The 13907-nt window shown below is 71.2% G+C and carries 7 protein-coding genes and 1 rRNA gene; 5 read left to right on the forward strand and 3 right to left on the reverse strand.

What is annotated here, in order from left to right; genetic code table 11:
- Positions 1–57 precede the first annotated feature (57 nt).
- Positions 58–3738: a BTAD domain-containing putative transcriptional regulator gene (locus tag ACFVX4_RS07665; protein WP_389972881.1), complete on the forward strand. Its 3681-nt coding sequence runs from the start codon at positions 58–60 to the stop codon at positions 3736–3738.
- Here the strand turns inward: ACFVX4_RS07665 and ACFVX4_RS07670 are convergent.
- Positions 3725–5734, reverse strand: a complete 2010-nt coding sequence (locus ACFVX4_RS07670) for a sigma-70 family RNA polymerase sigma factor (protein ID WP_389972884.1) — start codon at positions 5732–5734, stop codon at positions 3725–3727. The two genes, ACFVX4_RS07665 and ACFVX4_RS07670, sit on opposite strands and share 14 nt — an antisense overlap.
- A 452-nt stretch (positions 5735–6186) precedes the next feature.
- Positions 6187–7101: a TetR/AcrR family transcriptional regulator gene (locus tag ACFVX4_RS07675; RefSeq protein WP_389972887.1), complete on the reverse strand. Its 915-nt coding sequence runs from the start codon at positions 7099–7101 to the stop codon at positions 6187–6189.
- A 340-nt stretch (positions 7102–7441) separates the two neighbouring features.
- Between ACFVX4_RS07675 and ACFVX4_RS07680 the strand changes: the two genes are divergently transcribed.
- Together ACFVX4_RS07680 and ACFVX4_RS07685 are read left to right on the forward strand one after the other, a co-directional pair.
- Positions 7442–8923 carry an NAD(P)/FAD-dependent oxidoreductase gene (locus ACFVX4_RS07680; RefSeq protein WP_389972890.1) on the forward strand — a complete coding sequence of 494 codons (1482 nt, stop codon included), beginning with the start codon at positions 7442–7444 and terminating at the stop codon, positions 8921–8923.
- Positions 8924–9110: 187 nt separating this feature from the next.
- On the forward strand, positions 9111–10907 hold the full coding sequence (locus tag ACFVX4_RS07685; protein ID WP_389972893.1) for a SpoIIE family protein phosphatase: 1797 nt from the start codon (positions 9111–9113) through the stop codon (positions 10905–10907).
- A 29-nt stretch (positions 10908–10936) separates the two neighbouring features.
- Here ACFVX4_RS07685 and ACFVX4_RS07690 read toward each other — a convergent pair whose 3' ends face one another.
- Positions 10937–12241, reverse strand: coding sequence for an MFS transporter (locus ACFVX4_RS07690; RefSeq protein ID WP_389972963.1), 1305 nt, complete (start codon positions 12239–12241; stop codon positions 10937–10939).
- A gap of 155 nt (positions 12242–12396) precedes the next feature.
- On the opposite strand from ACFVX4_RS07690, the gene ACFVX4_RS07695 reads away from it, so the two are divergent.
- Both ACFVX4_RS07695 and ACFVX4_RS07700 read left to right on the forward strand, forming a co-directional pair.
- On the forward strand, positions 12397–12954 hold the full coding sequence (locus ACFVX4_RS07695; RefSeq protein ID WP_389972896.1) for a MarR family winged helix-turn-helix transcriptional regulator: 558 nt from the start codon (positions 12397–12399) through the stop codon (positions 12952–12954).
- 679 nt (positions 12955–13633) lie between these two features.
- A 16S ribosomal RNA gene (locus tag ACFVX4_RS07700) occupies positions 13634–13907 on the forward strand; the annotation flags it as partial.

Raw genomic sequence — 13907 nt, forward strand, 5'->3', positions numbered from 1 at the left:
GGGTGCCGGTGCGGGTGGCCGCCTGCCCTCGGCCGGGGCGCGGGACACAATGGCCCGGTGCGGTATCTGATCCTGGGCGTCACCGAGGCGCGAGACGAGAACGGCAGTGCCCTGCCCGTGGGCGGTACGCGGCTGCGCGCTCTCCTCGCCGCCCTCGCGCTGCGTGCGGGACGCCCCGTCCCCGTCGCCGATCTGGTCGACGACGTATGGGCCGCGGATCCCCCGCAGGACGCCCCCGCCGCGCTCCAGGCCCTGGTGGGCCGGCTGCGCCGGGTGCTGGGCAGGGACGCGATCACGAGTACCCACGGGGGCTACCGCCTGGCGGCCGGGCCCGACGAGGTCGACCTGTACGTGTTCGAGCGGCTCTCCCGCCAGGGGGCCGAGGAGCTCGACGCGGGCGATCCCGTGACGGCCGCGCGCACGCTCCGTACCGCGCTCGCCCTGTGGCGTGGCCCCGTGCTGGCCGATCTGCCGGACCGGGACCACGGCCACGCCCTGCGCCCCGAGGGCCACCGCCTGGCCGCGCTGGAACGCCGTATCGAGGCCGACCTGCGGTGCGCGGCGACGGGCGCGGGTGGCGGTGCGGGGCCCGACGCGCGACCGCGGACCCTCGTGCCCGAGCTCATGGAGCTGACGGCCGCCCACCCGTACGACGAGCGCTTCCGGGCCCAACTGATCCGGGCCCTGCGCGCCGAGGGCCGCCAGGCCGATGCGCTGGCCGCCTACGAGGAGGCCCGCCGCGCCCTCGCCGACGATCTCGGGACCGACCCGGGGCCGGAACTGATCGCGCTCCACCGGGAGTTGCTCGCCCCGCCGCAGGCTTCGTCCGCAGCGGTGGCGGGGGCAGGGGTGGCGGTGCGCCCGCAGCGCCCGCTCGAACCGCGTCTGCTCGAACCGCGTCTGCTCGAACCGCGTCTGCTCGAACCGCGTCTGCTCGAACCGCGTCCGCTCGAACCGTCCGGCCCCGCTGTCGTGTACGGCAACCTCCGGCCCCGGCTCACCTCTTTCGTCGGGCGCGAGCCCGAACTGTGGTCCATCCGCGCCGATCTCACCCGTTCCCGACTGGTCACCCTCACCGGTCCCGGTGGCTCCGGCAAGACCCGGCTCGCCGAGGAGGCCGCCGCCGGCACGGCCTCCGCTGCCTCCACCGCCTCCCCTGCCTCCGGGACAGACACGGACGCCTGGATCGCCGAACTCGCCTCCGTGGACGACCCCGTCGACGTACCCGGAGCCGTGCTCTCCGCTCTCGGGCTGCGCGAGACGGCCCTCCTCCGTGACAACAACCGCGACGGGCAACCGCTGCGCACCGACCCGACCGACCTCCTGGTCGAGCACCTGGCGCACTGCTCCCGCATCCGCCCCTTCCTGCTCATCCTGGACAACTGCGAGCACGTCATCGAGGCGGCCGCCACCCTCGCCGAGACCCTGCTCACCCACTGTCCGCAGCTGCGCATCCTCGCCACCAGCCGCGAACCCCTCGGTGTCCCCGGCGAATCCGTACGCCCGGTCGGCCCGCTCCCGGCCGACCCCGCCCACCGGCTGTTCGCCGAGCGCGCCCGTACCGTACGCCCCGATTTCGACCCCGAGCAGGAGGCCGCGCACGATGCGGATGCCGTCGCCGAGATCTGCCGGCGGCTCGACGGGCAGCCGCTTGCCATCGAACTCGCCGCCGCGCGGCTGCGGATGCTCAGCCCGCGTCAGATCGCGGACCGGCTCGACGACCGCTTTCTTCTGCTGACCGGCGGAAGCCGGACCGTACTGCCGCGTCAGCAGACGCTGCGTGCCGTCGTCGACTGGTCCTGGGACCTCCTCGACGAGGACGAACGCACCGCTCTGCGACGGGTCTCCGTCTTCGCGGGCGGCTGGGATCTGCCGGCCGCGGAAGCCGTCATCACACCTGGAGCAGCGCCGGTCGGAGCAGCAGCTGTCCGGGCAGCGCCTGCCGGAGGAGCGCCGGTCGGAGCAGCGCCCACCGGAGGAGCGCCTGCCGGGCCGGCCGCCGCCGGCAGTGCCCGCGCCGCCGAAGCCTCCGCCCGCCTCTCCATCGCCGACCTGATCGGCGCGCTCGTCGACAAGTCCCTCGTCGTCGCCACTCCGACCGCCACCGGCGAGATGCGCTACCGCCTCCTGGAGACCATCCACGAGTACGCCACCGAGCGTGCCGCCGAGGTCCCGGAGATACGCGCCGCCGCCGCGAGCGCGCACACCGCGTACTTCGTCGCGCTCGTCGAGGAGGCCGAGCCCCGCCTCCGCTCCGGCGACCAGCTGCCCTGGATCGAACGCCTGGAGACGGAACTCGACAACATCCGGGCCGCCCTCCACCGGACCGCCGTCACCAGCCCGTCCGAAGCGGAAGCCGTACGACTGGTTCTCGGCATGGGGTGGTTCTGGTGGCTGCGCAACTTCCGCTCCGAGGGTTTCACCTGGACCGAGCGGGCCGTGGCTCTCGGGCCGGAACCGGCCGACGACAGCGACCCCCGCTACTGGCCGCGCATGCATCTGGAGATGCTGCGCCACTTCCTCGCCGTGGAGAGCCGACCTGCCGCGGACGTCCACGGCGACGAGCGCCATCGGGAGCTGATGTGCCGGGTGGGCGACGCGTTCAGGTTCTCGGGCCCGCAGTCCGCCCGTTTCCCGGGACTGCTCTGGCCGATGGTCCTGTTCCCGACCGGCACGGCGGCCGACACCCACGCGTTGATCGACCAGGTGGTCGACAACACCCGTGTCCATGGCGGCGTCTGGGAGTACTGCCTCGCCCTGATGTTCCGTACCCACATGGCGGTCGACATGCCGGGCGGCATGCCCGGAGTCGACGCCGATCTCGCGGAACTGCGCGAGCTGAGCCGCCGCGTCGGCGACCGCTGGATCCGCGCGCAGGTCGCGGGCGCTGCCGCGGAGGCGGGCGTGATGCGCGGACGGTTCCCGCAGGCCCGAGCGGCGTACGAGGAGGCGTTGCTGCTGTCCCGCGAGGTCGGGGCGCATGCCGAGGCGCCGTTCCTCCTCGCCCGCATCGCGGAACTCGCCTACCGGACCGGGGACATGGCGGAGTACGAGCGGACCCTGACCGAATCGGAGCGCGAGGCGGACCGCTACCAGGTGCACGACGCCCGCGCCTACGGCCAATTCCTGCGCGCCACCACGGCCCTGGAGCGAGGGGAGATCGCGGAGGCGAGGCGTCTGGTCACCGAGGCGGCGTACGCGGTCGGGCGGGGCAGCCCGCCGTCGCACTTCAAGGTGGTGATCGAGGGGCTGGCCGCCCGGATCACAGTGCACGAGCCGGGACCCGGCCGTGGTCCGGTCGTCGGCGTGCGAGGCCTGACCTCGGCACTCCGCGCCGCGAGGGACGCCCAGTGTGCCGAGCTCGTCACCGGGCATCTGGCGGACTGCGTGGCGACCGCGCTGCCGAAGGTGGGCCACCACGGAGCCGCTGTACGGATCCTGGCCGCGGCGGACGACTGGCGGTTGTTCGGCCCCAGGACCGAGGTGCAACAGGCCGAGGTGGACGAGGCCGAGCGGCGGGCGCGCGAGGAGCTGGGACCTCAGCTGTACGAGTCCGAGCGCGCCGCGGGACGCGCACTGACCGTCGACGGCGTCATCGAGCTCCTGACCCGCATCACCGAGGAGCTCCCGGAAACACCGGGATGCACGGATGCCCCGGGGTTCGCGGACGCTCCGCGGCGCCCGGAATTGCCGGGTTTCACCTCCGGTCTCACCCCGGACCGGCTCACCGGCAACTGATCCTCGAATTCGCCCAGTCGGCGAGCGCCATGAAGCCACCGGGCCGGGCGGATTCGACGACGAGCCGGATCCGTTCCTGACCGGCGATACCGACGCCCACGGGCACGGCCGGGTCGTCGCCGTTCATCACCGGGGACTGCCACAGCCGCGCCCCGTCACCGTTGAAGACGGAGAAGCGCACCGAGCCGAGCCCCATCGTCATGTCGTCGATCCCGACCATCGCCTCGTACCGCGTGCACTGCTTGTTCAGCTGGATGACGACCGAGGAATTGCTGTTGACGGTCACCCCGTGCGCGTACGTCGTGCCGCCGATCGACACCTGGGAACGCTGCCAGACCCAGTTGCTCTCACCGAACACCACCTCCGGTTCGGTGTGGTCGCCCAGGATCGAGTAGCGCAGCTCGTTGACCTGGTAGACGGTCGGCGCGGGAGGCGTCGGGGTCGGAGTGGGCGTCGGAGTGGGCGTCGGGGTCGGTTTGGGCTCCGGCGCGGGTGGCATCGGCTCGGGTGGCGTCGGCTTGGGTGGCGTCGGTTCGGGAGCGGGTTTCGGGGGCGGTGTCGGGGTGGGTGTCGGCTTGGGCCTGGGCTTGGGCGGCGGTGTGGGCGCCGGGGGCGCGGGCGGCGCCGGCGGGGCGGGCTTCGGCGCGGGCGGCTTCGGCGCGGGCGGCGGTGTCGGCGCCGGAGGCGCCACGACAGCCGGCTTCGCCACATGCTTGGCCTCGGGCTTCGGCTGGTCGTCGCCGACCAGCGCCCAGACCAGTCCGGCCGCCGCGGCCATGACGACCGCCGCCGCGATACCGGCCTTCGCCGGTGCACCGAGTCCCTCCGAGGCCGCGGCACCACCGGACGCACCCCCGGCGGAGCTCCCCCCGGACGCCGCCGCGGCGGCACCCGCACCCGCGGCTCCCGCCGCGCCACCGGCGACGATTCCGGCAGCCTTGAGCGCGTACCCGGCGGCGAACCAGCCGATGACCGCGACCGGCAGCAGCGCGGGAATCCCGGCGTTGACGTGGGCCAGTTCGCCCGCGGCGAGCCGGCACTTCGAGCACTCCTCCAGGTGTCCGCGCAGGCCGCGCTCGGCCCGCATACGGAGCCCGCCACGGGCATACGCGCCGAGCCGGTCGGCGTAGCGCGCGCAGTCGCCTGCCGTGGTCAGGGCCTGGCTCACATGCGCCTGCAGGTAGGCCTGCTTGAGGCCCTCACGGGCCCGGCTGGCCAGCACCGCCGTGGCATTGGCGGTCAGTCCGAAGAGGGGGGCGATCTCGCTGGGCGACTCCTCCTCGACGGTGGTGTGCCACAGCACGGCCTGCCAGCGCTCCGGCAGACTGCGGAACGCCTGCATGGCCATCGACTGCTCGGCCTCGTGCATCGCCAGCACATCGGCACCGAGGTCGAGCGTGTCCGCGTCCGACACCTGGGAGGACTGGGACGCCTGCGCGGCGAACACCGCGAAGTCGTCGACCAGATGCTCCCGCTTCGCGGTCTTGGTCCAGGCGGCGCCGACATGGCGGACGGCCGTCATCAGATAGGCCCGTACGGCCTCCTCGGGCCCCTTGCCGCGGCGTACCGCCTGCAGCGTGCGGGCGAAGACCTCGGCCGTCAGGTCGTCGGCCGTGTGGGCGTCCCGGCAGCAGCTGCGCGCGTAGCGTCGCACCGCGTCTGAGTGCCGTCGGAAGAGCTCCTCGTACGCGAGGTCGTCGCCGTCCCGCATCTGCCGGATCAGATCGGCGTCGGAGACAACGGTGCCGGAGGCATCGGTGGCGCCGGTGCTGCCGCCCTCCCGCTGCATCGGCACCGCGGCGTCGGCCCCCGGACCTGGATCGACCGGTGCCGACCACGGACCTGGCAGGACGGTGCCGCCCTCGGCGTCACCGCTCGACCGCCCCGGCCCGGCCTGACTCGGTACCTGCCGGGCTGACAGCCCACCGGCCTCCGTGACATCGCCCGCGGCGGAGACGTCGTCGAACGACTCTTCCTGCTGCCCGTCACCGCTCATCGCGGTAGCCCCCGTATGCGCTGTCGGACCCGAACATCGGGCAAGAGTGCCACATGGCGCAATCACGACGGACCCTCAGCCCCCGCAACCACTCATCCGGGGCGTTTTTCCGAATGTGAGTACTAACAGACATCCATTCGGGGAAAGCTCGGCAGTCTCTTTATGCGCGAGTGAGTTGCAGCCGCAGTGCGCGATCCGGGAGCGGCAGGCGCGCGGCCAGCGGGGGTTGCGGGTTTCGGCAGCGGAAGAGGCGGCCGTGGACGCCGGACGCGAAGGTCGGACGGACGACGACGGGCGATGACGGGCCGTCGGCCGAGACCCCATTAAAACGGGCCACATCCACCGGCGCTCACGCGAAGGAACTCAACCGCTCAACAACACGCTCCAGCGTCGGCACGTCGGGCGCAGCGGCGGCACCCGCCACTGCGCCCGAGGTGCCCGGCGCATTCCGCTCAGGCGACCGGCCGGGAGCGCAGCCCCTCCAGCAGGATGTCCAGGAGCCGGCTCGAAGCGGCGGCCTGCTGAGCCGCGTCAGGCAGCGAAGGCGCCGCCGTCGCTATCACCAGCAGTACATCCGCGACCGTCACGTCACGACGCAGTTCACCGGCTGCCCGTGCTCGGTCGACCAGGCGGCCGACCACCTCCAGCAGCTCGCCGGCTCCCGTGTCGTCGTCCTCGATGCCGGTCTCCGTGGCGGAACGCTCGTCGGCCGGCCGGAGGTCGGCCTGGCCGGCGCCCTGGCGCTGCTGAGGCACCCGGGCCTCGTCCCGGCCACTGCCCGACACCGATGCCGACGCCGAGCCCGACAGGGTCACCGACTCCCCGGCCACCGTCGAGTCGGCGCCGTCGGAATCGACATCGACGCCGACCCGCAGAACCTGGGGCGGCAGCAGCCGCCCCGCGCCCGAGGCCACGGACGTCCGCAGGAAGCGCGACAGCGCCGACCACGGCTCGTCCTCCTGGCCGAGCGCGGTCCGGGCCTGGTCCGTCAGCCGGGAGGTCTCTTCCTCGGCTATCCGCCGGACCAGCACGTCCTTGCTCGGGAACCGGCGGTACACCGTGCCGACTCCGACTCTGGCGCGACGCGCCACGTCCTCCATCGGAGCCCCGTATCCCAGCTCGCCGAACACCTCGCGCGCGGCTCGCAGGACATGTTCCAGATTGCGCTGTGCATCCACGCGAAGCGGAGCCGTGCGGCCGTTCGTCCCGGTCGACGCGGTCGTCGCCCCGTTCGCCCCGACCGTGGCGACCGAACTCGTCGACGCCACCGCCCCGACCGTTCCCACCGCTCCGTTTCGTCCCGTTCCGTCGGACGAATGGGACGGAACCGCAGCAGCAGTCTGCCAATGAGAATCCTGAATGTGCATAACTGTTCCCCCGGTTATGACGTCTCCCCCCGGAGACTTCCCGCCGTTTGAGCCGGAGAGTGGATCATCGTCCCAACCCGACACCCCGACGACATACGAACATAGTTGAGCCCGGCTCAATTCAGAAGGGGGTAGTTCCGCACGGAGCGCCCCCCGATCGGAGCAAGGACCGGTTGGTCACTGATTCGGCCCCCGCCCAGGGCCCCCACTCCAACCCCTGACCTGCGCGGCTTGCGCATCGCCGTCGCGGCCCGCGGTAACCGCCCGTACAAAACCTCCGGTCACACAATTTGTCGAGGCTGTGGACAAACCCTTGAGCACGTTGCGTCATGGGGTGGTGATGGCTTCAGATTCCGGGGGAACACCCCCCGGCCCCCCGCCGGGTGTGCGCATTCTCGTCATCGGTGGCGGCTACGTCGGGATGTACACAGCGCTGCGTCTCCAGCGGAAGCTGAAGCAGAGACTCAGGAGCGGTGAGGCCGAGATCGTGGTCGTCACTCCTGAGCCCTATATGACGTATCAGCCGTTCCTGCCCGAAGCGGCGGCCGGTTCGATCTCACCGCGCCATGTCGTCGTACCGCTCCGCCGCGTCCTCGCGCACTGCAAGATCGTGATCGGCGAGGCGCAGAGCGTCGACCACGCCAAGCGCACGGCGACCGTCACCACCCTCGCCACGGGGGAGGACGGCACCGGCGCGGTCGAGATCCCGTACGACGAGCTCGTCCTCGCCCCCGGCTCCGTCTCGCGCACCCTCCCGGTCCCCGGCCTCGCCGACCACGGCATCGGCTTCAAGACCGTCGAGGAGGCCATCGGCCTGCGCAACCACGTCATCGAGCAGATGGACATCGCCTCCGCCACCCGCGACCCCGCCATCCGCGACGCCGCGCTCACCTTCGTCGTCGTCGGCGGCGGATACGCGGGCGTCGAGGCCCTCGCCGAGCTGGAGGACATGGCCCGCTACACCTCGCGGTACTACCACAACATCAAGGCCGAGGACCTGAAATGGATCCTCGTCGAGGCGTCCGGCCGCATCCTCCCCGAGGTCGGCGAGGCGATGGGCACCTACGCGATCCGTGAGCTGCGCGGCCGCAACATCGACGTACGCCTCGACACCCGGCTGGAGTCCTGCGAGGACCGGATCGCCGTCCTGAGCGACGGTTCCAGGTTCCCGACCCGCACCCTCGTGTGGACCGCGGGCGTCAAACCCGCTCCGATCCTCGCCGCAACCGATCTGCCGCTCGACGAACGCGGCAGGCTCAGGTGCACGGCGCAACTCGCCGTCGAGGGCGTCGAGCACGCCTGGGCCGCCGGGGACGCCGCGGCCGTACCCGACCTGACCGCCGCGGAAACGGGCAAGGAGACCGCACCCAACGCCCAGCACGCGGTGCGCCAGGCCAAGGTCCTCGCCGCGAACATCCTCGCGTCGATCGCCGGAGAGCCCTTGGAGGAGTACCGGCACAGCTACGCGGGCTCCGTCGCCTCGCTCGGCCTCCACAAGGGCGTCGCCCATGTGTACGGCCGCAGGCTCAAGGGCTTTCCGGCCTGGCTGATGCACCGCACGTACCACCTCAGCCGAGTCCCCACGTTCAACCGGAAGGCCCGCGTCCTTGCTGAATGGACCCTCGCCGGACTCTTCAAGCGCGAGATCGTCTCCCTCGGTTCGCTGGAACACCCGCGCGCCGAATTCGAGCTCGCCGCAGGCGGCAGACGCCCCGGGCCGAACGGCCCGCCGCACCACAGGGACACCCCGCCGGGCCCCGGCAACTCGCCGGGACCGGACCTTCCTCCCGGGCCCGACGGCCCGCCGCGGAACGGCGGCTGACGGACCGTCGACCCGCCGGAGCGTCCGCCAGGGGGCGGACCGTACCGACAACTGTCCGTACGGTCCGCCACACTGGACGTGTGACCATAGGTGGGCCCACATCTGCACAGAGTGACCCGGCCGGCAGTGACCGACAGTGAGCAGCCCGCAAGAGCGGACCAGACCGACACACGAGGCCAGAAATTCCGTGAACTTCACGCGCTGGAGCGCCCGCCTACCCGGAACGCAGCGCCGCGCCGCCGCACGGGACGACCGCAGTTCCGTGCCCTCGGCCCGCGCCGAGTACGCACAGCCCGAGACCGGGCCCCGCCCGCCGGAGGGCGACGCACGCAGCGGCACGCACGGCGGGGCGGGGCACGATCCGCGGGACGACTCGCGCGGCGAGGCTCCCCGGCCGGGCGGCCCCGCGCTGGAGGACCTCTCGGCCCGGGACATCCTCGGCCAGCTGCCCGCCCTGGTGGCCCTGGTGTACGGCCCCGACCACCGGATCGCGTACGTCAACGACGCCTACGCCGCCGCCTTCGGGCCCCGCCCGGCCGGCGCCACCGCCGCCGAGGCCATGCCGGAGCTCGACGAGCTGAGCCTGCTGCCCCTCATGGACCAGGTCCTGCGCAGCGGCACCCCTCGCACGGTCAAGTCCCGCAAGGCCCGCAGCGGCAATTCGTACACCGTGACCTGCACCCCGGTGCACCGCGACAGGGACGACGAAGCCGACGGCGACAACGGCGCCCCCGGAAAACAGAACAAGACCAGCAAGGGCAACAAGAGCGACAGGGGCAGAGGAAGAGGGGGCGAAGGCGGCGTGCTCGTGTACGCGGCCGATGTCACCGACCACGCCGAAGCGGCCGAACGGCTCCGCGCCAGCGAGCGCCGCCACCGCGAAACGGCCGTCACCCTCCAGCGTTCCCTGCTCCCGCAGGAGCTGGAGCAGCCCGACGACCTCCGGATCGCCGCCACCTACCAGCCCGGCGGCACGGACGCCGCGGTCGGCGGCGACTGGTACGACGTCATCACCCTCGGCGCGGGCCGCACCGCCCTGGTCATCGGGGACGTGATGGGACGCGGGGTGCGGGCCGCCGCCGTCATGGGCCAGCTCCGCACGGCCGTACGCGCCTACGCCCGCCTCGACCTTCCGCCGCACGAGGTCCTTCAGCTCCTGGACGGTCTCGCCGCCGAGATCGACGCCAGCCAGATCGCCACCTGCGCCTACGCGGTCCACGATCCCAACGAGGGCAGGCTCGTCTACTCCTCCGCCGGCCACCTGCCGATCCTGGTGTGCGACGAGGACGGAACGGTCCACCGCGCCGAGGACCCGACCGGACCGCCGCTCGGTACCGGCGGCTGGATCCACACCTCGGGCACGATCCCGCTGCCACCCGGTTCCACCGCCGTCCTCTACACGGACGGCCTGGTGGAGCGCCGGAGCGAGGACATCGACGAGGGCGTCGCCGCGCTGGAACGCGCCCTGTCCGGTGCCAAGGGTTCACCCCAGGTGGTCTGCGACCGGCTGATCCGCTCCCTCGGCGTCACCGCGGAACACGACGACGACGTGGCCGTGCTGGTGGTCCAGCACCCCGCCCGCTCGGGGGCGGACGCGGAGCTGTTCCACAACGCCTCGCTCGATCTCCTCGGCGGCATCGAGGCGGCCCCGCGCGCCCGCGCCTTCGCGACCGGGGTCCTGACCTCGTGGCGATTCCCGGTCGAGCTGTGCGACCTGGGCGTCCTGGCCGCCGGCGAACTCGTCGCGAACTCCCTCAAGCACGGCACCCCGCCGATGCGCCTGGGCCTGCGGCGCACCGACCGGCGGCTGATCATCGAGGTGACCGACGGCGACGACCACCTGCCGCGCCGCCGCCGGGCCGACCCGGCGGACGAAGCGGGCCGCGGCATCTCCATCGTCGCGGCGATCGCCTCGTCCTGGGGCAGCCGCCGCACACCGGGCGGTGGCAAAGCGGTCTGGTGCGAATTCGCCCTGCCGCAGTGAGGGCTCCGTCGCGGACAGGGCCCGGCCGCTCAGCGAGCGGCGGCAGCCGTGGAGGCGGAGCTGGGCTCCGCATCCGGCAGTGACACGGCCACCACCCGGGAAGGCACCGTCTCCAGCGAGGGCTGATCCTGTACGGGAGTGAGCTGCCGGCCGAGCCGCAGCGCCAGCGCCGTGATGCCCAGCGAGAACAGCACGAACGTCACGATGTACGGCCCGTGCAGCGTCGCCCCCATCGGCCCGCCCACGGCCGGACCGACCGCCAGCGCGAGTTGCTTGCACAGGGCGAACGCGGAGTTGTGCTGCCCGACCATCGACTCCGGCGCCAGATCGGCCACCAGCGGGGCCACGGTCGGCGACAGCATCGACTCACCGAGTCCGAACAGCGCGTACGTGGAGATCATCGCGGCGGTCGCCATGGTCTGGCTGCCGTGTCCGAGCCCGGCGTACCCCGCCACGATCCAGGCGAACGCCCAGATCAGGCCGACCGAGGCAATGACCCGGCTGCGCCTGCGGCGCTCGACGAACCGCAGCACGACGAACTGCGCCACGACGATGACAGCGGTGTTGGCGGCCAGCGCGATCCCGAGCGTCGAAGGCTGCATCCCGGCGGCCTCGGTGCCGTACGCCGCGAGCCCGGACTCGAACTGTCCGTAGCAGGCGAAGAACAACACGAAGCCCAGCACGCACAGCTGCACCATGGCCCGGTGCGAGAGCAGCACCCGCAGCCCGCCCGGCGCCTTGGACCCGTCGGTGGGCCTGGCGTCCGAGAAGGACGGCGCACGGGACAGCCGCACCGTGGAGGCGATGACACCGAGCACGACGAACATCGCGGCCTCGATGAGGAACAGCAGGGTGAAGGTCTCCGGCCGGTTCGTGTCGACGATCTGGCCGCCGACGAGCCCGCCGATGCCGAGCCCGAGGTTCTGCAGGAAGAACTGCATGGCGAAGGCGCGGGTACGGGTGGCGGTGCTGGAGCACCACACGAGCATGGTGGCGAGCGCCGGCTGCATGACCGCCGTACCCGCGCCGAGGACCGCGGCCGACAGCACGGAGGCGGTCACGCCCGACGACAGACCGAGGGCGACAGCGCCCAGCGAAGCGACGGCCGAGGCGATGACGAGCACGGGCAGCGGCCCGCGCCGGTCGATGGCCCGACCGGTGAACGGCAGAACGGCCAGCGCCGCCATGGCGAAGACCGCCAGTACGACTCCCGCGGTGCCAGCACCCAGCTCCCGTACCTGTGCCACATAGACGTACAGATACGGAACGGTGAACCCCAGCCCGAACGCGCTCAGCGCGCTCCCCAGCTGGATCCGCCGCAGTGCTGCACCCATCTCCCTGGTCACACTCACCTACCTCAAGGTCTCGAAGCGACATGCCGAGCCATCCAAACGACTCGAACCCGAAGACTTTAGCACTAAAGTTAGAACCTCAACAATACAGACCGAAGGACTTCGAAGGCTTTGGAGGGCGTGCCATACTGCCCGCCATGCCTGACACCACCGAGCAGCCCGGACCGCAGGAGCCGAGCCTCGACGAGCAGATCGCCGCCTACCAGCGCGAGTTCCGCGACCTGGACCCCCAGGTCGAGCAGGTCGTCTCGGCCCTGGGTCGGCTGAACCGCCGGATGAACGTGGCGTACGGACGCCAGCTCGCCGCCCTCGGCATCAGCAACGCCGAGTGGGAGGTCCTCAAGACCCTGGTCCTGGCCGGCTCCCCGTACCGCCTGGGCCCGGGAGAGCTGGCCAAGCGTCTGGGTCTCACCCCGGCGGCGATGACCCACCGCATCGACCGCATGGCGGGCGAGGGCCTGGTCACCCGGGACCGGGACGAGAACAACCGGGTGCGCGTGATCGTCGAGGTGACCGACGAGGGCCGTACGAAGTGGCTGGAGGCCATGCGCATGGCCTCCGACTTCGAGGAGGACCTGCTCCAGGACCTCACGGGCGACGAACGCGGGGGTCTCGGCGACATGCTGATCCGCCTCCTGCGCCGCGTGGAGCACGCCCAGCCGGACGCCGGCGGCCGCCTCACCGACCTGGACTGAACCCGTGTCCGACACGTGGGAAAAGGGCTTGACCTGGCGGGGTTGACACACCCCTCCCCAATCCGTAAAGTTCTTCGAGTTGTCACGGAGCCGGAACGGTTCTGCGACAGCCGATCCCGCCGCGAATGCGGCAACCAAAACTCAGCACGATCTCCCACTCGGGAAAATTTCGGCATGCCGAAATTGATTTCGAAGACTCGATTATGAGTCGCCGGGAAAATCCGCTAGAGTTTGGACGTCGGAACGGCCCAACAGCCGGGAAGACAAACCCCGCTGACTGGGAATCAGGCCCGAAAGGATCTGATAGAGTCGGACTCGCCGGAAAGGGAAGCGCGAAAGCGAAGAACTGGAAAGCGCAACCCGCTTCGACCGGGAATCGGACACGAAAGAGTCTGATAGAGTCGGAAACGCAAGACCGAAGGGAAAAGCCCGGAGGAAAGCCCGAGAGGGTGAGTACAAAGGAAGCGTCCGTTCCTTGAGAACTCAACAGCGTGCCAAAAGTCAACGCCAGATATGTTGATACCCCGGCCTGCTTCGGCAGGTTGGAGGTTCCTTTGAAAGTCCCACGGGGTCACTGACCCGGTGGGCAATTTACACAGCGAGGACGCTGTGAACGACCGGTCTTATTCCGTCCGGTCGTTCCGCTCTCGTGTTGTGTTGTCCCGATCACGGGAAAACATTCACGGAGAGTTTGATCCTGGCTCAGGACGAACGCTGGCGGCGTGCTTAACACATGCAAGTCGAACGATGAAGCCCTTCGGGGTGGATTAGTGGCGAACGGGTGAGTAACACGTGGGCAATCTGCCCTTCACTCTGGGACAAGCCCTGGAAACGGGGTCTAATACCGGATAACACTCCGTCCCGCATGGGACGGGGTTGAAAGCTCCGGCGGTGAAGGATGAGCCCGCGGCCTATCAGCTTGTTGGTGGGGTGATGGCCTACCAAGGCGACGA

Origin of the sequence: Streptomyces sp. NPDC058240 (genome assembly GCF_042882135.1) — a bacterium.
Classification (GTDB): domain Bacteria; phylum Actinomycetota; class Actinomycetes; order Streptomycetales; family Streptomycetaceae; genus Streptomyces.

Bases quoted from the DNA above. Each gene is read 5' to 3' on its own strand.
- ACFVX4_RS07670 (WP_389972884.1), bottom strand. From the start codon at position 5,734: ATGAGCGGTGACGGGCAGCAGGAAGAGTCGTTCGACGACGTCTCCGCC.
- ACFVX4_RS07675 (WP_389972887.1), bottom strand. From the start codon at position 7,101: ATGCACATTCAGGATTCTCATTGGCAGACTGCTGCTGCGGTTCCGTCC.
- ACFVX4_RS07680 (WP_389972890.1), top strand. From the start codon at position 7,442: ATGGCTTCAGATTCCGGGGGAACACCCCCCGGCCCCCCGCCGGGTGTG.
- ACFVX4_RS07690 (WP_389972963.1), bottom strand. From the start codon at position 12,241: ATGGGTGCAGCACTGCGGCGGATCCAGCTGGGGAGCGCGCTGAGCGCG.
- ACFVX4_RS07695 (WP_389972896.1), top strand. From the start codon at position 12,397: ATGCCTGACACCACCGAGCAGCCCGGACCGCAGGAGCCGAGCCTCGAC.